Consider the following 21,855-nt stretch of genomic DNA (forward strand, 5'->3'; position numbering starts at 1 on the left):
GATCCGCCGGGGATACGGGTGCTGATCGGTCGCGAGGCGCCCTTCACCTAAGGACGCCCCAAGGCGCAGGCAGCCATCGACGCGCCGTCACAGTCACCACCGCCCGCCGCTTTGCGGCGACCTCCCCCTTCAAGGGGGAAATGGTTGCGCAGCGCGAAATGCTTACGGACCGACCGCAGCGTGGCACCGCACGGCCAGCAAACAGACCGCAACCCGGGAGACCGCCCGCAGATGACCGGCAAGATCCTGATCAGCGCCTGCCTCATGGGCCAGCCGGTCCGCTACAATGGTTCGACGCGGCCGCTCCTGCATGAGGCGGTGGCGCGCTGGAAGGCGGAAGGGCGGCTCGTCGTCTTCTGTCCGGAACTCGCCGGCGGCTTCTCCGTGCCGCGGCCGGCGGCCGAGATCGCCGGCGCACGCGATGGCAACGCGGTGCTGGACGGCGTGGCGCGCGTGGTGGAGCGGTCCGGCCGGGACGTCTCGGACGGCTTCGTCGAGGGCGCGCGCCGGGCGCTGGAGATCGCGGAGGCGAATGGCTGCCGCCACGCGCTCCTGATCGACGGCAGCCCGTCCTGCGGTTCGGGCTTTCTCTATGACGGCAGCTTTTCCGGAAGGCGCCACGCGGGCGAAGGGGTAACGGCGGCCCTGCTCAGGCGCCACGGCATCGCCGTGTTCTCGGACCTCGAGGTGGATCGCCTGGCAGAAGCCTTGTCCGCGGACGATGCCCTTTCCGAATAAGGCTTGCGCCCCTGCTTCTCTTCAGGGGCGCAAGACATCCGCGCCCGATTGCGCAGGGCGGATGCCCGATCAGTCCTGGAGGGACCGATGGGGCAGGGAACCTGAAAAATATAGGGTCAGTTCAGCCGAAGTTCAAATGTCGACGGATCAAGCTCGCGTGAGGCGGCCGGCTGGGCTGCTGCTGCCGCGGTCACCGCGACCGCCGCCACGCCGCTGTCCAGCGCGCCCGTCATCGCTGCGGTATCGATGGCGGCCATCGGCTCGTCGGGCGTTTCGACCGGGGCCTCGGCGACCGCGTCCTCGGCCTGTTCGGGGGCCTTGGTGACGAACACCACCGGCGAGCCGCCGAACCAGGCCTCGCTGCGGAACATCCGCCGTTCGCCGTCGATTTCGCGGATCTCGACCTTCTGCGTGCCGGGCTCGAGTTCGGGGACCACGTAGGAACGGCCCTTTTCCGCCACCTTCAGCGGCGGGCAGTGCGCGCAGGAGATGGTGGCGACGCTGCCCCGGCCCTTGCCGCCGGAGGCGACCGGCTCGATGGAGGACGCAAAAGCGGGTGCGGCAAGAAGGACGAATGCAAGGGCCGGCGCGATGGAAGGCCCGATGGACGGCATGAGGCTGCGCATGCGTGGTTCTCCGTGTTGCGCCGCGTCGGCGGCAGCGGCACCGCTTCGTTCCGGCGCAGGACCGGCGGGAGACCGCAACGGTCCCGCATAGACGCCATGCACCAGGGTCGACGGAAAGACTATGCGTTTTCCGTTACCTTCCGGTCAGGAGAATTGGTAAAAATTGAATGAGGCGCGAATTTCCTGGCGCCGTCGCGCAGGCTCGATTGGGCGCCGTTCACACCGTCTCGCGCGCGACCGCCCGCCAGCCGATGTCGCGGCGGCAGAAGCCGTTTGCCCAGTCGACCCGGTCCGCCAGCGCATAGGCGCCGGCCTGGGCTGCGGCGACGGTGGCGGCGACGGCGGTGGCGTTCAGCACCCGCCCGCCGGTAGCAACGAGCCTGCCGTCCTTGATGCCTGTGCCGGCATGAAACACCTTGGTGGCCTTGCCGTCGGCGGGGATGGAGAGGATCGGCGTATTCTTGTCGTAGGAACCGGGATAGCCTTTCGAGGCGAGAACGACGGTCAGCGCCGTCTCGTCCTTCCACTCGGCCGAGACCGTGTCGAGCCTGCCGGTCGCCGCCGCATGCAGGAGCGGCAGCAAGTCGCTCTTCAGCCGCATCATCAGCACCTGGCATTCCGGGTCGCCGAAGCGGACGTTGTATTCGATCAGTTCCGGCCCCTTGTCGGTGATCATCAGCCCGGCGAAGAGGACGCCGGAAAAGGGGTGGCCGTCAGCGGCCATGCCGCGGATCGTCGGTTCGATGATCTCCTTCATCGTCCGCTGGACCAGCTCAGGCGTCATCACCGGGGCAGGGGAATAGGCGCCCATGCCACCGGTATTCGGGCCGGTGTCGCCGTCTCCGACGCGCTTGTGGTCCTGGGCCGAGGCGAGCGCCAGCGCGTTCTGTCCGTCGCAGAGGCAGAAGAAGCTCGCCTCCTCGCCGTCGAGGAAGGCTTCGACCACGACCTCCGCCCCGGCCGCGCCGAAGGCGCCGTCGAAGCAGTCGTCGATCGCCGAAAGCGCCTCGTCCACCGTCATCGCCACGGTCACGCCCTTGCCGGCCGCCAGGCCGTCGGCCTTGATGACGATCGGCGCGCCCTGCTCGCCGACATAGGCGCGGGCGGCGGCGGCATCGGTGAAGCGGCGATAGGCGCCGGTGGGGATGTCGTACTTGGCGCAGAGATCCTTGGTGAAGCCCTTGGAGCCTTCGAGCTGCGCTGCGGCCGCGGACGGGCCGAACACGTCGATGCCGTCGGCGCGGAGCCGGTCGGCGAGCCCCGCCACCAGCGGGGCCTCGGGGCCGACGACGACGAAGGTCACGCCGTTGTCGCGGCAGAAGGCGGAGACAGTCGCATGGTCCTCGACGTCGAGCGGGACGAGCGTGGCGCATTCGGCCATGCCGGGATTGCCGGGGGCGGCAAAGAGTTCGGCGAGCAGCGGCGACTGGGCCAGTTTCCAGGCCAGCGCATGTTCGCGTCCGCCCGAGCCGATCAACAGAACCTTCATTGCCAAATCCCCAAACGCCATCGTGCCGGCGACCCCCGGCCGCGTTCCCGCGGGTTAAGCGGACGGGGGCGAAAGGTCAAGGGCGACGATGCCGGCGACGGGGCAAAGGCGGTGGGAAAGCGGGCTTGTCCGAAAGGGGGAAGGCGTCCCCCGTCTCAGCGTAAGGTGATCTCAGCGAAAGGTGATGGTCGCGCCCTCATGGCCGGCGCCGTTCAGGCCGGCGAGTTCGGCGTCGATCAGGTGCAGGTCCTGGTACCAGCCGTATTCGAGCGACAGCGCGTTTTTCCGGGCGGCCCTGCGAAGCGCACATGCAGCGTTGCGCAGATGCTCGAGCTTGGCGATCTTTTCGCCGCGGCTGAGGCCGACGTCGTAGCGGATCGCGTTCAGCTTCAGTTCCATCATGCTCGCGTTCATGAACGTCACTCCTGTCGTATAATCTGGTTGAGCCGGGGCAGGAACGCGATACCGGCGATTTCGTTCCGGGCGCGTCTGCGTTTATCGGTTGTATCCGCCCCGGATCGGCGCTTGACGCGAAGCCGGCAGGCTGCGAACCAGAGACATGAGCACCAATCCTTCCGATTCCGGCCCCTCCGATTCCGGTCGCGTGGCCGATGCGCCGTCCGACAACTGGGTCTATCGCGTCCTGCCGCGGTCGCTCTGGCCCTACGCCCAGCTCGCCCGCTGGGACCGGCCAATCGGCTGGCAGCTCCTGATGTGGCCCTGCCTCTGGTCGGCGGCGCTGGCGGCGAACGTGGCGCGCGCGCAAGTGGCCTATTCCTTCTCGCTGTTCTCCTGGCATGTGCTGCTCTTCGTCATCGGCTCGATCGCCATGCGCGGCGCCGGCTGCACCTATAACGATCTCGTCGACCATGAGATCGACAAGGCGGTGGCCCGCACCCGTTCCCGCCCGCTGCCGTCCGGCCGGGTGTCGCGCGGCCAGGCCAAGCTCTTCATCCTGCTGCAGGCGCTCGTCGGCCTGATCGTACTCCTGCAGTTTAACACTTTCTCGGTGGTGCTGGCGCTCGCCTCGCTGGCGGTCGTGGCGGTCTATCCCTTCGCCAAGCGCTTCACCGACTGGCCGCAGCTCTTTCTCGGGCTGGCCTTCTCCTGGGGCGCGCTGATGGGCTGGGCGGCGCAGTTCGGTTCGCTGTCGCTGTCCGCCGTCGCCCTCTATGCCGGCGCCGTCGTCTGGACCATCGGCTACGACACCATCTATGCCCACCAGGACAAGGAGGACGACGCGCTGATCGGGGTGCGCTCGACCGCGCGCCTGTTCGGCGATCGCACCCGCCTGTGGCTGGTCGCCCTCTACGGCCTCACTGTCCTGTTGGTCGGCCTGTCCTTCGCGCTCGCCGGCGTCGGCATCCTCGCCTATGCGGGCCTTGCCGTGGCAGCCGCCTTGCTCGTGTGGCAGATCGTGACGATCGACATCGACGACGGCGAGCAATGCCTCGCGCTGTTCAAGTTCAACGGCGTCGTCGGCCTGATCGTCTTCCTCGGCCTCGTCGCGGCGCTCGCTTTCGCCTGATCTCGGCAAAAACGAAAAGGCCGCCTCGAAGAGGCGGCCTCGTCGCATTCCGGGTGCCCAGATGCCCCTTTATGCTCTTGTCTCAGTTGCGCGCGATGATCTCGTCGCCGTTGATGCGCATCATCAGGCCGAGGTCGCCTTTGGAGCGCCGCACGAGGAAGCGCGGGCGCCGGTCGGCGAAGTAGGAATGGCGGCGGCGCTGCCGGGGCGGACGGGCGGGGATCGCGCCGAGATGCATCTCCAGCGGGCGGGCCACGCCGTCGGCTTCCACCATCAGCATCGGGATCTTGTAGGCATCCGACCAGCTGCGCCAGTCGGCGGCGATGTCGCAAAGGTCGTGGGCGACGAGCAGCGGAATGCACAGTTCCGGATCGTCATGGTGCAGTTCGAGCGTCACGGTGACCTCGCCGTTGCCATGGTCGATGGCGCGGGCGGCAACGCCCTTGAAGGCGCGCGCCGGCAGTGCGATCGACAGCGGCAGGCCGCTGGAGGGAAGGATCTTGCGCATCACCGCGCCCCGTTCGTCCAGCGTGATGGTCACGTCACCGGTGGTGTTGCGCATCGCATAGCTGATCTGCTGGGGAAATCGCCTGGGATCGAGCCTGAGCGTGCTTCCGGCCCATGCCGGCTTGGTAACGGTGTTCAGCATTGTCTTTCACCCTTGTCTTCCTTGAGAGCAGGTTTCCCTTCTCCACGGGACTTTCCGTCCTCTGTGTCGGGAAGCTTAGGGGCGGCGCGTTCCGGGCGGCTTAAAAATCGCGGTTAAGAAAGCTTTGCCCGGGCGGATGGTTAGCAAATGCCGGAAGCGCAGGGTTTCCGTTTGGTGAACGCCCCCGGAGGCGGCCCCGAAAGCCCCGGGCAAGCGAACCCGGCCATGATCGCGGAGGTTACATGCGCGCGCGTGCGGCTCGATCGGTCGTCGCGCCGATGCAAAGGGATATTTTGGGGATGCTTTCGACCTATACGAGCTACAATCTCGTCACCCGAGACCTGCTGACGACGCTCAACCGGAAGTCCGAGGAAACCATCAACGCGCGCGAGGCGCAGTACTATCGCGACAATATCGGCAAGGTCTCGACGGTCGACGAGTTCCTTGGCGACTACCGCCTGTTCAACTATGCGATGAAGGCCTACGGCCTCGACGACATGGCCTACGCCACCGCCTTCATGCGCCAGGTGCTGGAAAGCGATCTTTCCGACGAGAACAGCTTCGTCAACCGGCTGACGGATACGCGCTACCGCGAGTTCGCCCAGGCGTTCTCGTTTGCGGAAGAGACGGCGGTCGCCCAGTCGGATGCGCAGATGGACGACATCATCGGCCTCTACACGGCGGCGATGGCCAATGCCGGCGCCGTGCAGAGCGAGGAGACGCGCTACTACAACATCGTCATCGACAGCGTCACCAATGTCGACCAGCTCCTGAACAACGACCGCCTGCGGGACTACATGTTCTCCGCCTTCGACATCGATCCCGAAACCTATTCCCGCGAGAAGGTCCGCGGCGCGCTGACGAGCGACCTCGACGACCCGAACAGCTACGTCAACACCACCTTCGGCGCGCGCATCACCGAGCTGTCCGGCTTCGTCCAGGACGCCCGCGCGCAGATCAACAGCGGCAACCTGTCGGCGGCGGAAAAGGCTTCGCTCGAGACGCAGATCAACCGCTGGAACTCCGAGATCGTCAGTGCCGGCAGCTACCTGGCTCTTGCCGCCGCCTACGAGTTCAGCGAGGACGGGACGCTGCCGACCGGCACGTTGGCCCAGACCGCCGAGCAGAAAACCGCGACCAACGAGGCCTACATCATCTCGGGACCGCGCCTGACTTCGGCCGGGGCGCTGCTGAACCAGGCCTATTTCGAGGAGGCGATTTCCTCGATCACGACCGTGGACGAGTTGCTCGCCGATAGCCGCCTCAAGGAATACATCCGCACCGCCTTCGACCTGAACGACGTCACCGTGGTCAATGCGACGCTGGAGAACATCCTGACCGACGACCCGGACGATCCGGCGGGATACATCCAGACGTTCGGCGGCAACGATGCGCGCTATATCGCGCTGAACAGGGCCTTCAACTTCCAGGCCGACGGCACGCTCGCGGCCGGAGACAGTGCGCAGACGGCGGCGCAGACCGCGTCGACGGGTTCGAACTACATGAGCCGCTACAACGACAAGGACGACGAAGCCGACGAGAAGCTCATCAGCCGCTACAAGATCGAGGCCGACGCGATCGAGACCGTGGCCGACTTCTTCTCCTCCACGAACGTCTACGATCTGGCACTCCAGGCTTTCGGCCTCGATCCCGATACCGAATCGACCTACCGCATCAAGCAGGTGCTTCTGAGCGATCTCAACGACCCGAAGAGCTACGCCAACCGTCTGGGCGACGAGCGCTATATCGAGCTGGCCAAGGCGTTCAATTTTGACGCCGACGGCAACATCGAGCCGCCCACCCTGGCCCAGAGCGAGGCAGAGATCCAGGTGGTCACCCGCGCCTATGTCACCGCCGTGTCCCGCTTCGGAACGGCCGAGGACAAGGAGAAGGCGGAAGAGGAAGCAAGTTACTATGCGGCCCAGATGCAGTCGATCTCGTCCGTCAAGGAACTTCTGGCCGACGAGCGGCTCGTCGACGTCATCCTGAAGGCCAACGGCATCGACCCGGAGACGGTGCCCGAAGGCTTCATGGAGCAGATCTTCGCCTCCAATCTCGACGATCCGCAGAGCTTTGCCAACCAGCAGGCCGAACGCCGGTACCGGGCGATCGTCGCCTCGTTCAACTTCAACGCCGACGGCCTCGTCGAGCGGCCGGAGGAAACGGCGATCCAGTCCCGCCGCGGCATCTACCAGACGATCGACAACTATATCCGCCAGGCGGTCGAAACCGACCAGGGCGCGCAGAACCCCGGCGTCCGGCTGGCGCTCTACTTCGAGCGCAAGGCGCCGACGCTCTCGAGCGCCTACGACATCCTCGCCGACGACGCCCTCTACGAGGTCTTCAAGACGAGCTTCGGTATCTCCGACGAGGTCGGCAATGCCGATATCGATGCCCAGGCCGAGATGATCAAGCGCCAGATCAACCTGGAGGATCTGCAGGATCCCGAATACGTGAAGAAGATGATCGTCCGCTTCGCCGTCCTCTACGATCTGGAAAACAACACCCAGACCTCGTCGGCCGCCACCATCCTGGCCGGCGGAACGCAGAGCATCAGCGCCGACACGCTGCTGAGCATGGCGCAATTGCGGGTGGGCGGGGCCTGACGCGCAGGCTGCGGGCTGCTACCGCTCCGCCCGCAGCACCTTGTCCGGGTTCATGATGCCGGCGGGGTCGAAGGCGTGCTTGATGCGGGCCATCAGCTCGATCTCGATCGGCGCGCGCACCGCGGCCAGCTCGTCGCGCTTCAACTGGCCGATGCCGTGCTCGGCCGAGATCGAGCCGCCGTATTTCAGCACGATCCCGTGCACCACCGTGTTCACCTCCCGCCAGCAGTCGAGGAAGGCCTGCTTGTCGACGCCGATCGGCTGGGAGATGTTGTAGTGGACGTTGCCGTCGCCCATGTGGCCGAAGGAGCAGATCCGCGCGCCGGGGATCATCGCCATCACCGCTTCGTCCGCCTCGGCCATGAAGGCGGGAATGCTGGAGACGGGAACGGACACGTCGTGCTTGATCGAACCGCCCTCCGGCTTCTGCGCCGGCGACATGCTCTCGCGCATGTGCCAGATGGCGCGGCGCTGGTCCTCGCTCGCGGCGATCACCGCGTCCTGCACGAGATCCGCCTCCATCGCCTCGGTCAGGAGCGTCTCGACCATCATCCGCGCCGTCTCGGCGGAATCGGAGGTGGAGACGTCGATCAGCGCATACCAGTCGTGCCGGCTCGACAGCGGGTCGCGGACGCCGGGGATATGCCGGGTGGTGAAGTCGATGCCGATCCGGGGCATCAGCTCGAAGCCGGTGAGGGCGCCGCCGCAGCGCTGCTGGGCCTTGTCGAACAGCGCCAGCGCCGCCGTCACGGAGCGAAGGCCGGCAAAGGCGACCTCGTGGCCGGCCGGCCGCGGAACGAGCTTCAGCACCGCAGCCGTGATCACCCCGAGCGTGCCTTCCGCGCCGATGAAGAGATCGCGCAGGTCGTAGCCGGTATTGTCCTTCTTCAGCCGCCGCAGGCCGTCCCAGATCTCGCCGGTCGGTAGCACCACCTCCAGCCCGAGGCAGAGCTGGCGCGTGTTGCCATAAGCGAGCACAGCAGTGCCGCCGGCATTGCTGGAGAGGTTGCCGCCGATCTGGCAGCTGCCCTCCGAGCCGAGCGACAGCGGGAACAGCCGGTCGACGTCCTCGGCCGCCTTCTGGATGTCGGCGAGCACGCAGCCGGCGTCGGCGACGATCACGTTGCCAATCGGGTCGACGTCGCGGATCCGGTTGAGGCGTGACAGCGACAGCACCACGTCGGCCCGCCCCTCGCGCGGGATCTGCCCGGCGACGTGGCCGGTATTGCCGCCCTGCGGCACGATCGCCGTGCCGGTCTCGCTGGCGAGCTTCAGGATCGCCGAGACTTCGGCGACGCTGCCGGGCCTGAGCACGACCGGCGTGGTGCCGTGGTAGAGCCCGCGCGATTCCACCAGATAGGGCGCGACGGCGGCGCCGTCGGTCAGCGCATGGGCAGCGCCCGTGATCGCCGAGAAGCGGGCGAGGAGATCGGCGTCCATGATCGTGTCGGGAGGCGTCGGCATGCGTGATCTCCTGCTTCAGCTCCGCGGCGCGGCCGCCCGTTCGAGCCTGTCGTTGATGGCTTCGCCAAGCCCCGTGGCCGGGATCGGCGCGAAGGCGATCATGCGCGCGCCGGTGGCGTCGGCCGTCTGCATGTAGCCGAAGAGGTTGGCGGCCGCCTCGCGCAGGTCGCCGCTTGGGCTGAGGTCGAGCACGATCGCGGCCTGATCCTCGCCGGGAAGCTTCACTCCGCCGAAGCGGATCAGCGCCTCGCCGGGGGCGACGTTGCGCGCGTTCAGGCGCACTCCGGCATCGGGGGCATAGTGCGAGGCGAGCATACCGGGCGCCTCGATCGCAGCCCCCGGCGCCGAGGGCCGGATCACCGCAAGCCCGGTCAGCCTCTCGATGTCGTCTGCGTCGAGCCCGCCGGGCCGCAGCAGGCGGATCGTGCCGTCCTCGACCTTGACGATGGTGGATTCGACGCCGACGGGCGTCGGGCCGGCATCGAGGATCAGTTCGATCGCAGCACCGAGGTCCGCCTCGACATGGGCGGCACGCGTCGGGCTGATCCGTCCGGACGTGTTGGCGCTGGGCGCGGCCAGTGGCCGGCCGAACGCCGCGAGAAGCCGGCCGGAAAAACCTGCCGGCACCCGCAGGCCGACCGTATCGAGCCCGGCGCGCGCCAGCGGATGGATCGGCGTATCCGGCCGCACGGGCAGGATCAGCGTCAGCGGCCCCGGCCAGAAGGCCTGGGCGAGTTTTCGTGAAAGCGGATCGAAGACGGCGTGCCGCTCGGCCATTTCGAGATCGGCGACATGGCAGATGAGCGGATTGAACTGGGGCCGCCCCTTCGTCTCGTAGATGCGCGCGATCGCCTGCGGGTTCGTCGCATCGGCGGCAAGCCCGTAGACCGTCTCGGTGGGGATCGCCACCGGAAGACCGCGGCCGAGCACTTCGCTCGCCCGTTGCAGGGCGCGATCCGTCTCCCCGGCCGTGTCGATTATCTCTGCCATCTCGTCCATCTTCGCCGTTTCCGGCCCGCTTTAGCGTCTTTGGCCGGTGCCTGCCAAGGGCGAATGAGCGTCGCACGCGTCCTGCGTGCGGGGATCGTGCCCGCTGCACCCGATCTGCCCCCGCGTTAGATGCTTCGTAACCGATCGCTGATAAAACGGGGCGGAATACATGGGTGAGGCTTGTGCACATGAACCAGAGGAAATCCTCCACCAACGACGTCGCCTTGCGAGTCGCGACGGCCATGCAGCAGATGGGCATCGACGGACTGCCGCGAAACTACGAGCTCGTCTACGAGGCCTATGCCGGCGTCAATCCGGAGCTGGTTCGCGATTTCATCGCGCTTGGGAAGTTCAAGACGCAAGCCGCACTGGACGAGCTCGGCCGCAAGTATCTCCCGCATCATCACGAGGAATCCGTGCTGCAGCGTTCGGCGGGCGCCGTTCGCGACGAGATGACCAATTTCATGGCCCTGCTGCAGGAGGAGAAGACCTCGCTCAGCGACTACGGCCGCCTGATCGGCGAGGCCTCGCAGGCGATCTTCTCCGGCGACCAGGGCTCCGCCCAGGCGCTCGGCAACTCGATCGAGCGGCTGCGGCAGGCGACCGAGCGACAGGCCACCCGCAATGCCGCGATGGAAGCAAGGGTCGCTAACCAGTCCAAGACCATGGACACCATCCAGCGCGACCTCGCCGCCTTCGAGGCCACCAAGTTTACCGATGCCGCAACCGGTCTCGGCAACCGCCGTGCCTTCAACAAGGCCGTCGCCAAGGTCTACGCCAATCCGGAGCTGCCGCTCCCCTGCGCGCTGGCGGTGGTCGAGGTCGATGTCGGCAAGCGTTTCTCGCCGATCCAGGTCGACGCGCTCAACGACTATCTGGTCCGCCACTACGGCAGCCTGATCAAGCGCACGACGCCGTCCAACGACGTCGTCTGCCGCTTCGACGGCTTCCGCTTCGGCTTCCTGTTCTACACCACCGACGAGACCGAGGTCGGCAGGCTGATGACGCTCCTGCGCACCGCCTTCGCGGCCGCGACGCTGAAGCATCCCGAGACGATGCGCAGCCTCGGCAGCCTGACCTTCTCGGCCGGCATCTGCATGGTCGGCTCCGCCGGCAATGCCTTCGATTTCGTCAACCTGGCCGAGAAGTCGCTGCAGCAGGCGCTGGCCGCCGGCGGCAACCGGATCGTCCTCCACCGCGACAGCGAGGCCGGCGGCGAGGGCAAGGACTGGATGCTCTACAGGGCCGGTTGAACCACCCCGTCACGGCCGGCCGAAAACCCGCCAAGGTTGTCGGTCGGGCGTGAATTTACCGTTGCCTATCCCTCGTTTTGGTGCCACTTTCCTGCCCCGGGGCGACACGCACGTCCCGCAGCCATGTGCGCCCGCGATGCGCGACGAGAGGCTGCCATCTTGCGACAGGAGGTTGCCGTGACACTTGCGCTCAACGACGTGGCACCGGATTTCAGGGCCGAGACGACCGACGGTCCGATCCAGTTCCACGACTGGATCGGTGACAGCTGGGCCGTGCTCTTCTCCCATCCGAAGGACTTCACGCCCGTCTGCACCACCGAACTGGGCTACATGGCCCGCATCAAACCGGAATTCGACCGCCGCGGCGTCAAGATCATCGGCCTGTCCGTCGATCCGCTCGACCGCCACGCCGGCTGGGCCGACGATATCGAGGAGACGCAGGGCCACGCGCCCAATTTCCCGATGATCGCCGATGTCGATTTCGCCGTCTCCAAGGCCTACGGCATGCTGCCGGCCTCGGTGTCCGGCGATCCGACCGTGCGTACGCCGGCCGACAACCAGACCGTGCGTAACGTCTTCGTCGTCGGGCCCGACAAGAAGATCAAGCTGATCCTGGTCTACCCGATGACGACGGGACGCAACTTCGACGAGGTGCTGCGCGTCATCGACAGTCTCCAGCTGACCGCTAGGCACAAGGTCGCGACGCCGGTCAACTGGCAGAGCGGCGAAGACGTCATCATCGCCGGTTCCGTCTCCGACGACGACGCCCGCAAGCAGTATCCGGACGGCTGGCGCGCGCCCAAACCCTATATCCGGATCGTGCCGCAGCCGGGAAGCTGACGCCGTCGTCTTTCCCGCAAGGCATGCTTGTCGAGTGGAGGGACAGATGATCTTCCGACAACTCTTCGACAGCGTTTCCGGCACCTATACCTACCTCATCGCCAGCCGGGCCGGCGGTGAGGCCCTCATCATCGACCCCGTGCTGGAGAAGGTGGACCGCTACCTGAAGCTGGTCGAGGAACTCGACCTGAAGCTCGTCAAGGCGGTCGACACCCACCTGCATGCCGATCACGTCACCGGCCTCGGCGCCCTGCGCGACCGCACCCACTGCGTCACCGTCATGGGCGAACAGACCGCAGCCGACGTGGTCTCGATGCGCGTTGCCGAAGGCGACCGCGTCGCGATCGAGGGCCTGAGCCTCGACGTGCTCTATACGCCGGGCCACACCGACGACAGCTATTCCTTCCTGATGAACGGCCTGATGGGCGGCCGGGTCTTCACCGGCGACACGCTCCTGATCCGCGGCACCGGGCGCACCGATTTCCAGAACGGCGATCCCCGGCAGCAATATGATTCCATCTTCAACAAGCTGCTGCGGCTTCCCGAGGAGACGCTGGTCTATCCCGCCCACGACTACAAGGGCGATACCGTCTCGACCATCGGCGAGGAGAAGCACTTCAACCCGCGCCTGCGCGTCGGCTCGGTCGACGAATATGTCGACCTGATGAACAACCTCAACCTGCCGAACCCGAAGATGATGGACGTGGCCGTGCCCGCCAACATCCGCGTCGGCCTGCACCAGGACGAGATCGCAAGGCGCGGCTGGGCGTTGACGGCGGGGGAGGCGCTGGCGCTGCACGGCAGCCCCGGGATAGCGCTGGTCGACCTGCGCGAGAAGGGCGAACGCGACAAGCACGGCAGCATCCCCGGCGCGCTGCATGCGCCCTATGCCGACCTTGTGGAGAACATCGGCGAGGGCGGTGTCCTGCACGAACTGGCGGCGGCGACGGGCAGGCGGATCGTCTTCTATTGCGCTTTCGGCGAGCGTTCGGCGATGGCGGTGGAGGCGGCACAGGCCGCGGGCCTTGCCGGCGCCTGCCACATCGAGGGCGGAATGGCCGCCTGGAAGAGGGCGGACGGTCCCGTTATCCGCTGACGCGCGGCGCCGATTCCGGCCGTGCCGGGCTCAGATCGCCCGGATGATCTTGCGCAGTTCCTCGTCGCGGGCGCCGAGCAGGAGCACGTTCTTCATCGCCTCCTTCGGGTCGGGCGTGTGGAAGAGAATGCCGTCGTCGCCGACCTTGCGGTTGATCTCCAGCCGTCCCTCTTCTTCCGAGGGGCTGATCGCGACGCCAAAGTACATGCGCTTGAATTTCGGGTTGATCCCCGCAAAGAAACGCTCGCCGTCACCGATCTCGGAATAGAAATTGGCCATGTAGAACGACCATTGCACGTCCTCGTGCTGCGGCAGGCGGGTGCGCGACACCGTTACGTGGCAGTAGCCGAGATGCGGCATCGAGGCCAGCGTGCGGTGGAAGATCAGCTTCGGAAAGCGGATCGAGCGGTGGAAGCCGTTGATGCGGTCATGGGTGACCGTGCCGGCCTGCTCGAGCTTGCGCCCGGTCGCCTCGGCGACCTCGCGATGGGAGAGATAGCGCTTCTCGGTCTCGTTCCACTCCCGCCGCTCCAGCTTCCCGGTCCGCAGGAAGTCCGTATAGGCGACCGAACGGCCGCGCTGGGTCCGCTTGTAGGCAACGGCGTCGTAGTATCTGAATTTCGCTGCGGGCGTGGCTAGCACGGGAAGGGCTCCGGAAGCATGGCGGTCTTGCCCGGATCATGCCCGCTTATGGTTAACGCCGCCCTTATGCCGAAGTGCCGGCCTCGGATTATCCCGCCTCAAGACCCGGCCGCCGGGGAAGCGGCCGGATCCGGTTGCATGGCCGTCAGTCGCCGCCGACGCCGCGCAGCTGCGCCTCGATCTTGCTGAGATTAAACGAGCCGGGCGACTGGCTCGGCGGATAGTCCTTCATCGTCTGCAGGAACTGCGCTGCCAGGCCCTGGATCGGGACGATGATGAAGACCCGGTCGAGGAACCAGTCGTTGTAGGTGTTGGAGTTGTGCTGCGCCTTCTCGAACGGGTCACGCCGGAGATTGAAGAGCAGCGGCACCCGCAGCTCGGTGAACGGTTCGCGCCAGACGCCGAAGGCTTCGCCGCGGTTTTCCAGGAACACCGCCTTCCAGTCGTCGTAGCGCGCCGCCACGACCTGCCCGTCGTCGTTGACGTACCAGAACTCGTGCCGCGGCGACTGGTCGACCTTGCCGCCGAGATAATCCAGCTGGTTGTAGCCGTCGATATAGTTGCGGTAGCTGCGGCCGTTGAGTTCGACGGTATTGGCGAGTTTCGTCTTGATGTCCGGTTCGCCGGCGATCGCCGCGAAGGTCGGCAGCCAGTCCTCGTGCGCAACGATGCCGTTCAGAGTCTCGCCTGCCGGGAAGCGGCCTGGCCAGCGGGCGAAGGCCGGCACGCGGTAGGCGCCCTCCCAGTTGGAGTTCTTCTCGCTGCGGAAGGGTGTCGTGCCGGCGTCGGGCCAGGTGTTGTAGTGCGGACCGTTGTCGGTCGAATAGAGCACCACCGTATCCTGCGCGATGCCGAGGTCGTCGAGAAGCTTCAGGAGCTCGCCGACATGCATGTCGTGTTCCACCATGCCGTCATGGTATTCGTCGCCGCTCGGGCCGGAGATCCCCTTGTTCTGCTCTTTCACGTGGGTACGGAAGTGCATGCGCGTGCCGTTCCACCAGCAGAAGAACGGCTTGCCCGCCTGGTTCTGCCGGGTGATGAAGTCCTTGGCCGCGGAGAGCGTCTCCTCGTCGATCGTCTCCATCCGCTTCTTCGTCAGCGGCCCGGTGTTCTCGATCTTCTGCGTGCCATCCGGATTGGCCCAGCTATGCAGCACGCCGCGCGGGCCGAACTGCTCGAGGAAGGTCTTGCCGCTCGGCATGACCCGGTCGCGCGGATAGTCGCGGTTCTCAGGCTCCTCCTCGGCGTTGAGGTGGTAGAGATTGCCGAGGAACTCGTCGAAGCCGTGCATGGTCGGCAGGTGTTCGTCGCGGTCGCCCTGGTGGTTCTTGCCGAACTGCCCGGTCGCGTAACCCTGCGCCTTCAGCACCGTCGCCACCGTCACGTCGGTCTTCTGCCAGCCCTGCGGCGCGCCGGGCAGTCCGACCTTGGTCATGCCGGTGCGCACCGGCACGTTGCCGCCGAGAAAGGCGGCGCGGCCGGCGGTGCAGCTCTGCTGGCCGTAGTAGTCGGTGAACGACAGGCCTTCCTCCGCGATCCGGTCGATGTTGGGCGTCCGGTAGCCCATCATTCCCCGGCTGTTGGCCGAGATGTTCCAGATGCCGATGTCGTCTCCCCAGATGACAAGGATGTTGGGCGGCCGGCTGGTGGAAGGCGTCGCCGTCTGCGCCGGTTGCGCCTGTTCCTGGGCCTGTGCCGGCGATCCGGTGCCGCCGAGCGCCGCGGCGGCGGCAAGCGTTGTTCCTGCCATGAGCACGTGCCGGCGGCTCAGGGCCGGCTCGCCGTCTTCAAGTGTGCTGTTCGCGTCGTCACATCCGTTTTCGGTCGCCATCGCTCACCCTCCCGTGATAGCTCGACGTTTCTGCTGAATGACATGCTGGTTGTCGGTTCTGATTGTCGGTCCGAGCGCGTCTGTCGCCTTCTCCTCTGCGTCAAGGCGGATCGCGTGAACGCTCGCACCATGCAAGGCTATCATGAAACAATGCGGGCTGCACTGTGACCATGGTGACGCAAAGAGACTATCTGCCTCTTTTGCGATCTTGCCGCCTATTTGTTGGTCGAAACACCTTGGGCGGTTTTGCAAGTCTATGAAACATATGAATTATTTTGAGTTTACGCCTTCGTCTTCGGCTGTCGCCAAAGCGGAAGGCGACGTCGCATTTGGGCGACTGGAGCGCCGGCCTTTCCGCTTAGATGAAGAGGCTCAAGGTGCTGCCTCTCTAGGGAGGGCGGATAATTGGGAAGCCGGTGAAAATCCGGAGCTGCCCCCGCAACGGTAAGGGAAGAAATCGCGGCAAAACGCCACTGAAGCAATTCGGGAAGGCGCCGCGCGGTCCGCAGAGGACATCTCCCGAGCCCGGAAACCAGCCTTGGAGAAACATGACGTGACTGGCTGCGGTGGGCGGCCGGGGGCGCAGCGAAGCCATGTCTTCATGCTGGTCGGCCTCGATCCATGCCCGCTTCAGACGAGCAATGCTTTTGAGGAAGCGGCAATGGATATCAGCAGCGACGTACTTCGCAAGATCAGGAACCGGCGCGAGGGCTACAGCCTCGACCAGGCCTTCTATATCGATCAGGACTATTACAAGCTCGACCTGGAGACGATCTGGTATCGCGACTGGCTGTTCGTCGGCCACGACTGCGAGATCCCGCGGGCCGGCAATTTCTTCACCCTGCAGGTGGGCGACTATCCGGTCGTCGTCACCCGCGACCGCCAGGGCACGATCCGCGCGCTGCACAATTCCTGCCGCCATCGCGGCTCGCGCGTCTGCACCCAGCACAAGGGCGCCTCCGCCAAGCTCGTCTGCCCCTATCACCAGTGGACCTACGAGCTCGACGGCACGTTGCTCTTCGCCCGCCACATGGCCGAGGATTTCGACAAGAGCCAGCACAGCCTGAAGAAGATCCATTGCGAGACCGTCGGCGGCTACATCTTCATCTGTCTGGCCGACGAGGCGCCGGATTTCGCCCCCTATCGCGAATTGGCCGAGCCCTATCTCGTCCGCCATCGCCTCGGCGAGACCAAGGTCGCCTTCGAGAGCACGATCGTGGAGAAGGGCAACTGGAAGCTCGTCTGGGAGAACAACCGCGAGTGCTACCATTGCGCCGCCAACCATCCCGAGCTCTGCCGCACCTATCCGGAGGCCCCGAGCGCCACCGGCGTCCAGGGCGCCAAGGACGATCCGGTCATCGCCGGCCACTGGGAAAAATGCGAGGCGGCCGGCCTGCCGAGCGAGTTCCGCATGTCGCCGACCGGCCAGTTCCGCCTCGCCCGCATGCCGCTGATCGCAGATGCCGAGAGCTACACCATGTCGGGCGCGCGCGCCGTCCGCCGTCCGCTGTCGTCCGACGTGCAGGAGAGCCATATCGGCACGCTGTTGATGTTCCACTACCCGACCACCTGGAACCACGTTCTGGCCGACCACGCCATCACCTTCCGCGTCCTGCCGCTCGGCCCCGAGCTGACGCAGGTGACGACCAAGTGGCTTGTCAGCAAGGATGCAGTGGAAGGCATCGACTACAATCTCGACGAACTGACCCACGTCTGGACCGAGACCAACGACCAGGACCGGCAGATCGTCGAGGAGAACGCCTTCGGCATCCGCTCGCCCGCCTACGAGCCCGGCCCCTATTCGCCCGAGGACGAGGGCGGCGTGATGCAGTTCGTCGAATGGTACTGCACCTTCATGGAGCAGCGCCTTCAGGGCGAGAAGCAGCCGCTGGTGCGGGTGGCCTGACATGACGATCGCGAGCCACTTCCGCCATTTCGACGAGCTCCAGCCCTGGAACGACCGCCAGCACATGCTGGAATGCATCGCGGTGACGGCGGAGACCGTCGACGTGATGACGTTCACCTTCCGCTCCGACCGCGAGAACTGGTTCCGCTACCTGCCGGGCCAGTTCGTCACGCTGGAACTGCCGGTGACGCCGGACGATCCGGTGATGCGCACCTACACGCTGTCCTCGACCCCGTCGCGGCCCTTCTCCGTCGCCGTCACCGTCAAGGCGCAGAAGGACAGTATCGGCACCCGCTGGATGTTCGATCATCTCAGGCCCGGCATGCAGTTGAAGGCCTTCGGCCCGCTCGGCGATTTCTCCTTTGTCCGCCATCCGGGCGAGAAGTACCTGTTCATCTCCGCCGGCTCCGGCGTCACGCCGATGATGTCGATGACGCGGTGGATGGCCGATTGCGCGCCGCAGACGGACGTCGCCTTCGTCTCCTGCGCGCGCACTCCTCAGGACCTGCTGTTCCGCCCCGAGCTCGAATGCCTGTCGGCGCAGATGCCGAACCTGTCGCTCGGCTTCGTCGTCGAGGGCCGCAATCCGCGCGACGGCTGGCATGGGCTGCGCGGCCGCATCGATGGCTCCAGGCTGTCGCTGATGGCCCCGGACTTCCGCGATCGCACCGTCTTCTGCTGCGGCCCGGAGCCGTTCATGCGCGGCGTACGCGACATGCTCAAGGTCTGCGGCTTCGACATGACGCGCTATCACGAGGAGAGCTTCCAGCCGGCCGCGGCCCCCGCCGCAGAGGAGCTTGCCGTTCGCGCCGGTCCCGGCGAGGTCGATGCGTCTGCCGTCTTCACCGTCACCTTCACCATGGCCGGCAAGGAGGCTGCCTGCCCGCCCGGCCAGACCATCCTGCAGACGGCACGCGCAGCCGGCGTGCGCATCGGGGCCGCCTGCGAAGGCGGGCTCTGTGGCACCTGTCGCGTCATGAAGGTGTCGGGCGAAGTCGAGATGAACCACAATGGCGGCATCCTCGACGACGAGATCGCCGAAGGCTACATTCTCGCCTGCTGCTCGCGCCCGCTGGGCGACGTGCAGATCGAGGCGTAGCGGCACGCACCGGCAACCCACCGGCAAGGGGAGGGGCTTGCTCGAGCCGCTGTCTGCGACAGGCCCCACGCCCGTGGATCAGAACAGGAAGTCGCCCTTGTCCAGATGGGCGATCCTGACGTCCTGCAGCAGGATCGTATCGCCGTTCCTGCCGTCGATATGCACGTCGTCGCCGACCTGCTTCATGTGGTTCCTGGTCAGGTCGGAATAGCTCGTGATGCTGCCGAGCGCGGTGAGGTCGAGGACGTCGTGGCTGGCTCCGCCTGCCGTGAAATCGGTGATCGTGTCGCGGCCGTCGCCCTTGGCGAAGACGAAGTGATCCGCGCCCTTGCCGCCCGTCAGGGTGTCGTTGCCGCGGTGACCCCAGAGCGTGTCGTCGCCGGCGCCGCCCTTGATGACGTTCCTGCCGGCGTTTCCGTGAAGCTGGTTGGCAAGCCCGTTTCCGGTCGCGTTGACGTTGGCAGGTCCGGTCAGCGTCAGGTTTTCGATATTGGCGCCGAGCGCAAGGCTGACGCTCGACTTGACGAGGTCCGTGCCTTCCTTGGCCCGCTCGACGATCTTCGTCGAGGCGTCGCTGACGATATAGACGTCGTTGCCCCGGCCGCCGTGGACGCTGCCGGTGACATTGCCGCCGGTGCCGTCGAAGTAGTCGTTGCCGGCGCCGAGATGGACCGAACCCTTGATCGTGCCGCTGTTGAACACGGACTGGACGCCGCTGCCGCCGAGGAAGGCCGTGCCTGTGCTCTGGAGCAGACCGTAATTGTGGAAGCTCGCGGCCGATGCGCCGGAGAAGTCGATCGCCGCGATCTTGGCCTTCGTCGCCGTGATCGTGCCGTAGTTGCCGAGCGTGGAGCCGCTGCCGTCGACCTCGACGCCGCCTGCGGCCCTGATCGTCTTGTTGTTGGTGATGATCGCCTTGTCCGCATCGACGGAAATGCCGTAGGCGGAAGAACGGATGAGGCCGTTGTTGGTCACCTTGCCGCTATCGCCGGCGAGCACGATGGCATCGGCGGTAGCTTTCACCGTGCCGTCGTTGTTGGTCACGACCGCCCGCATGCCGGTTGCGAGGATCGCCGATCCCTTCGCCGACGACACCAGCCCGTCCGTGGTGACGGTCGCCGATTTTCCGGACGAGACGATCGTGTCCGACTGGCTCTTGAGCGTGCCGTGATTGGTCAGGACCGCAGCACTGCCGGACGAGACGACGGCATGGGCCTTTGTCGAAACGGCCTCGCCATTGTTGGTCAGGCTTGCCGATGCTCCCGACAGCACGAGCGCGTCGGCCACAGCCGAGAGCGTCCCGTTGTTGATCAGGATCTCGCCCTTTCCGGCCGCCTTGATGGCCGTGCCGGCGGTGGAGGCGAGCAGGCCGTTGTTGGTGACCCTGGTCGCAGCACCCGTGATGTCGAGCGTCGTCCGCCCCGCCTCGATCGTGCCGTGGTTGACGAGTTCGAGCCCGCCGCTGCGGATCTCCATGCCGCCCGAGGCGCCCTGGATCCTGCCGGTCTTGCCGACGACGAAGAGGCTGTCGCTGTCGGCAGCTTCGCTTGCGCCGAACCGCACGGCGTAGCCGGAACCGGAGGCAATCTCGCCGTTGATATAGAAGCTGCGACCGGTGGCCGTTCCCGTCGCGATCAGGCCGGTCGACGCAGTCGTAACGCGGACGCCGGCGTTGACGACGAGCTCGGTGTCGTTTCCGGTCACGGAGACGGCGGTCGTGCGGTTGCTGGTGATCACGATCTTGTCTGGCATCTGCTCATCATGTGCAGGGGGCGATGTCGCCTGCTTATACCGATTTGCTGAAGGAAGGATGGATATCCGGGGGCTCGCCCGGACCTCTCGCAACCGGCGCGACGGCTATATGCCCCGGGCGTGCGCGCAGGGCAATCGCCAGGCCTGGGGACAGGCGGGCAGGGCTTGCTCGACCAGGGCTCGGTCAGGGCCCGATCAGGGCGTCGCGTGCGGAGGGTCGATGGCCGGCGTGGTCTTCTGGCTGCCGTCGGCGATCTGTTCCAGCGCGGGTGCCGTGTCCGGCGCCTCGTTGCGCACCACGAAGGTCACGGCGGCGTTCGCCGATGCCGGAAGGCCGGCGAGCGAGACGGCGTCGGCATTCACCGGCAGCGACTTCGGCTCGTCGGCGGCTGCACCCCTGGCAACGGATGCGGTGACGATCTCGTCCACCGGCGGCTCGCCGGTCTCGAAAGGCCTCTCGGGCAAGAGGTCGCCGAAGGCCCAGATCTTGGTCAGGTCCGCCCGGTTCATCGGCACCACGTTGACGTCGATGTCATTGAAGGTTCCCTTCACGCGGTAGGGACAGCGGCGCTTGTTGCAATTGGCGGCGGCGGAGAACTGCCAGAGCGCGTAGTTGTCCCAGTTGCCGAGCGGGAAGACCTTGCGGATGCCGGGCTTGTAGCGGGCATACCAGAGCGGCAGGCGCGACAGGATGCGGTATTTGTGGCGGTTGGCGGCGATGTATTGCGCGGTGGAATGGTTGGTGTAGAGCACCGGATAGCGTCCCGTGCGCGTCCGGATGTGGCCGGCGAAGATCTGCGCATCCTCCAGCGACATGAACTTCTTCGGATCGATCGCCTCGATGTCGAGCACCATCATCTCGTCCGCCTGCGGTCGCGCATAGTCGAGGAAATGGTTCGCCTGGTCGACCGGGTTGCCGGGCCGGGCGAGGTGGTAGGCGCCCCAGAGCAGGCCCTGCGCCCGCGCCAGCAGCCTTCGTGTCTCGTAGAGTTCGCGGCTGACGGCGTATTTGCGCCACATGGTCCTGCAGTGCGCGACGGTGTCGCCGTCGTGGTCGCCCTTGCAGTCGAAGCTTTCCGGCAGGCCGTCGGAGGCCTTGGAGATGAAGCCGGCGATGCGCTTGTCGGTCAGAAGCAGCGGCCAGTCGATCTCGTTCATCTCGTAGGCATCGATGACGATGGCGTTGTCCTTGTTCCGCCATGGCTCGACGTCCGCGGCGATGCCGGGGACGGGCGCGACGAGGAGCAGCGCGCCGGCCAGACATGCGAGAAATCGGTTCCTTGCCCTCATGTTTCGCGCTCCGCCGTCGACCTCCGGATCAGGAATTTTGTTTCGACAGGGTTACC

Annotated in this window: 18 protein-coding genes and 1 riboswitch; of the genes, 8 read left to right on the forward strand and 10 right to left on the reverse strand. The window is 66.1% G+C overall.

All coding sequences use genetic code 11. The features are described from left to right. Positions 1-231: 231 nt before the first annotated feature. Positions 232-738: a DUF523 domain-containing protein gene (locus LQK81_RS01490; protein WP_230802901.1), complete on the forward strand. Its 507-nt coding sequence runs from the start codon at positions 232-234 to the stop codon at positions 736-738. Positions 739-854: 116 nt separating this feature from the next. Here LQK81_RS01490 and LQK81_RS01495 read toward each other — a convergent pair whose 3' ends face one another. The 3 genes from LQK81_RS01495 to LQK81_RS01505 all read right to left on the reverse strand — a co-directional run bounded on the left by LQK81_RS01495 (position 855) and on the right by LQK81_RS01505 (position 3,267). Continuing rightward, positions 855-1,364, reverse strand: a complete 510-nt coding sequence (locus tag LQK81_RS01495; RefSeq protein ID WP_230802902.1) for a plant virulence effector HPE1-like domain-containing protein — start codon at positions 1,362-1,364, stop codon at positions 855-857. Positions 1,365-1,581: 217 nt separating this feature from the next. Next, the gene (purD, locus tag LQK81_RS01500) at positions 1,582-2,853 is read right to left on the reverse strand and encodes a phosphoribosylamine--glycine ligase (RefSeq protein ID WP_230802903.1); all 1,272 of its coding nucleotides are present in this window, start codon (positions 2,851-2,853) and stop codon (positions 1,582-1,584) included. Between the two features lie 171 nt (positions 2,854-3,024). Further along, complete coding sequence (locus tag LQK81_RS01505) at positions 3,025-3,267, reverse strand: hypothetical protein (protein WP_230802904.1); 243 nt, start codon at positions 3,265-3,267, stop codon at positions 3,025-3,027. Between the two features lie 145 nt (positions 3,268-3,412). On the opposite strand from LQK81_RS01505, the gene ubiA reads away from it, so the two are divergent. After that, positions 3,413-4,381 (forward strand): 4-hydroxybenzoate octaprenyltransferase, encoded by a 969-nt coding sequence (gene ubiA, locus LQK81_RS01510; protein ID WP_230802905.1) that lies wholly within the window; start codon positions 3,413-3,415, stop codon positions 4,379-4,381. Positions 4,382-4,463: 82 nt separating this feature from the next. Here ubiA and LQK81_RS01515 read toward each other — a convergent pair whose 3' ends face one another. Next, positions 4,464-5,030, reverse strand: a complete 567-nt coding sequence (locus LQK81_RS01515; protein WP_230802906.1) for a DUF6101 family protein — start codon at positions 5,028-5,030, stop codon at positions 4,464-4,466. A gap of 299 nt (positions 5,031-5,329) precedes the next feature. Between LQK81_RS01515 and LQK81_RS01520 the strand changes: the two genes are divergently transcribed. After that, the gene (locus LQK81_RS01520) at positions 5,330-7,636 is read left to right on the forward strand and encodes a DUF1217 domain-containing protein (RefSeq protein ID WP_230802907.1); all 2,307 of its coding nucleotides are present in this window, start codon (positions 5,330-5,332) and stop codon (positions 7,634-7,636) included. An 18-nt stretch (positions 7,637-7,654) separates the two neighbouring features. On the opposite strand, the gene LQK81_RS01525 is transcribed toward LQK81_RS01520, so the two are convergent. Together LQK81_RS01525 and LQK81_RS01530 are read right to left on the reverse strand one after the other, a co-directional pair. Beyond that, on the reverse strand, positions 7,655-9,100 hold the full coding sequence (locus tag LQK81_RS01525; RefSeq protein WP_230802908.1) for an FAD-binding oxidoreductase: 1,446 nt from the start codon (positions 9,098-9,100) through the stop codon (positions 7,655-7,657). Positions 9,101-9,115: 15 nt separating this feature from the next. Beyond that, positions 9,116-10,090, reverse strand: a complete 975-nt coding sequence (locus LQK81_RS01530; RefSeq protein ID WP_230802909.1) for an L-threonylcarbamoyladenylate synthase — start codon at positions 10,088-10,090, stop codon at positions 9,116-9,118. Between the two features lie 188 nt (positions 10,091-10,278). Between LQK81_RS01530 and LQK81_RS01535 the strand changes: the two genes are divergently transcribed. From LQK81_RS01535 to LQK81_RS01545, 3 genes are all read left to right on the forward strand, one after another. After that, entirely contained in the window at positions 10,279-11,343 is a 1,065-nt protein-coding gene (locus LQK81_RS01535; protein ID WP_230802910.1) for a GGDEF domain-containing protein, read from the forward strand. Between the two features lie 123 nt (positions 11,344-11,466). Then, positions 11,467-12,183 carry a peroxiredoxin gene (locus LQK81_RS01540; protein ID WP_269064569.1) on the forward strand — a complete coding sequence of 239 codons (717 nt, stop codon included), beginning with the start codon at positions 11,467-11,469 and terminating at the stop codon, positions 12,181-12,183. Positions 12,184-12,229: 46 nt separating this feature from the next. Then, positions 12,230-13,279, forward strand: a complete 1,050-nt coding sequence (locus tag LQK81_RS01545; protein ID WP_230802912.1) for an MBL fold metallo-hydrolase — start codon at positions 12,230-12,232, stop codon at positions 13,277-13,279. Between the two features lie 30 nt (positions 13,280-13,309). On the opposite strand, the gene LQK81_RS01550 is transcribed toward LQK81_RS01545, so the two are convergent. Together LQK81_RS01550 and LQK81_RS01555 are read right to left on the reverse strand one after the other, a co-directional pair. Further along, entirely contained in the window at positions 13,310-13,921 is a 612-nt protein-coding gene (locus LQK81_RS01550; protein ID WP_230802913.1) for a DUF6656 family protein, read from the reverse strand. Between the two features lie 145 nt (positions 13,922-14,066). Further along, on the reverse strand, positions 14,067-15,752 hold the full coding sequence (locus LQK81_RS01555) for an arylsulfatase (protein WP_230802914.1): 1,686 nt from the start codon (positions 15,750-15,752) through the stop codon (positions 14,067-14,069). Between the two features lie 358 nt (positions 15,753-16,110). Further along, a riboswitch (cobalamin riboswitch) is annotated at positions 16,111-16,307 on the forward strand. 106 nt (positions 16,308-16,413) lie between these two features. On the opposite strand from LQK81_RS01555, the gene LQK81_RS01560 reads away from it, so the two are divergent. Both LQK81_RS01560 and LQK81_RS01565 read left to right on the forward strand, forming a co-directional pair. Next, entirely contained in the window at positions 16,414-17,658 is a 1,245-nt protein-coding gene (locus LQK81_RS01560; protein ID WP_230802915.1) for an aromatic ring-hydroxylating oxygenase subunit alpha, read from the forward strand. Position 17,659: 1 nt separating this feature from the next. Then, a complete protein-coding gene (locus LQK81_RS01565; protein ID WP_230802916.1) occupies positions 17,660-18,757 on the forward strand; it encodes a hybrid-cluster NAD(P)-dependent oxidoreductase in 1,098 nt (365 codons plus the stop codon). A 78-nt stretch (positions 18,758-18,835) separates the two neighbouring features. Here LQK81_RS01565 and LQK81_RS01570 read toward each other — a convergent pair whose 3' ends face one another. Together LQK81_RS01570 and LQK81_RS01575 are read right to left on the reverse strand one after the other, a co-directional pair. After that, positions 18,836-20,509 carry a calcium-binding protein gene (locus LQK81_RS01570; protein WP_230802917.1) on the reverse strand — a complete coding sequence of 558 codons (1,674 nt, stop codon included), beginning with the start codon at positions 20,507-20,509 and terminating at the stop codon, positions 18,836-18,838. Positions 20,510-20,704: 195 nt separating this feature from the next. Then, complete coding sequence (locus LQK81_RS01575; RefSeq protein WP_230802918.1) at positions 20,705-21,799, reverse strand: glycoside hydrolase family 25 protein; 1,095 nt, start codon at positions 21,797-21,799, stop codon at positions 20,705-20,707. Positions 21,800-21,855: the final 56 nt, after the last annotated feature.

Origin of the sequence: Rhizobium sp. GN54 (assembly GCF_021026345.1) — a bacterium.
Taxonomy (GTDB): domain Bacteria; phylum Pseudomonadota; class Alphaproteobacteria; order Rhizobiales; family Rhizobiaceae; genus Mycoplana.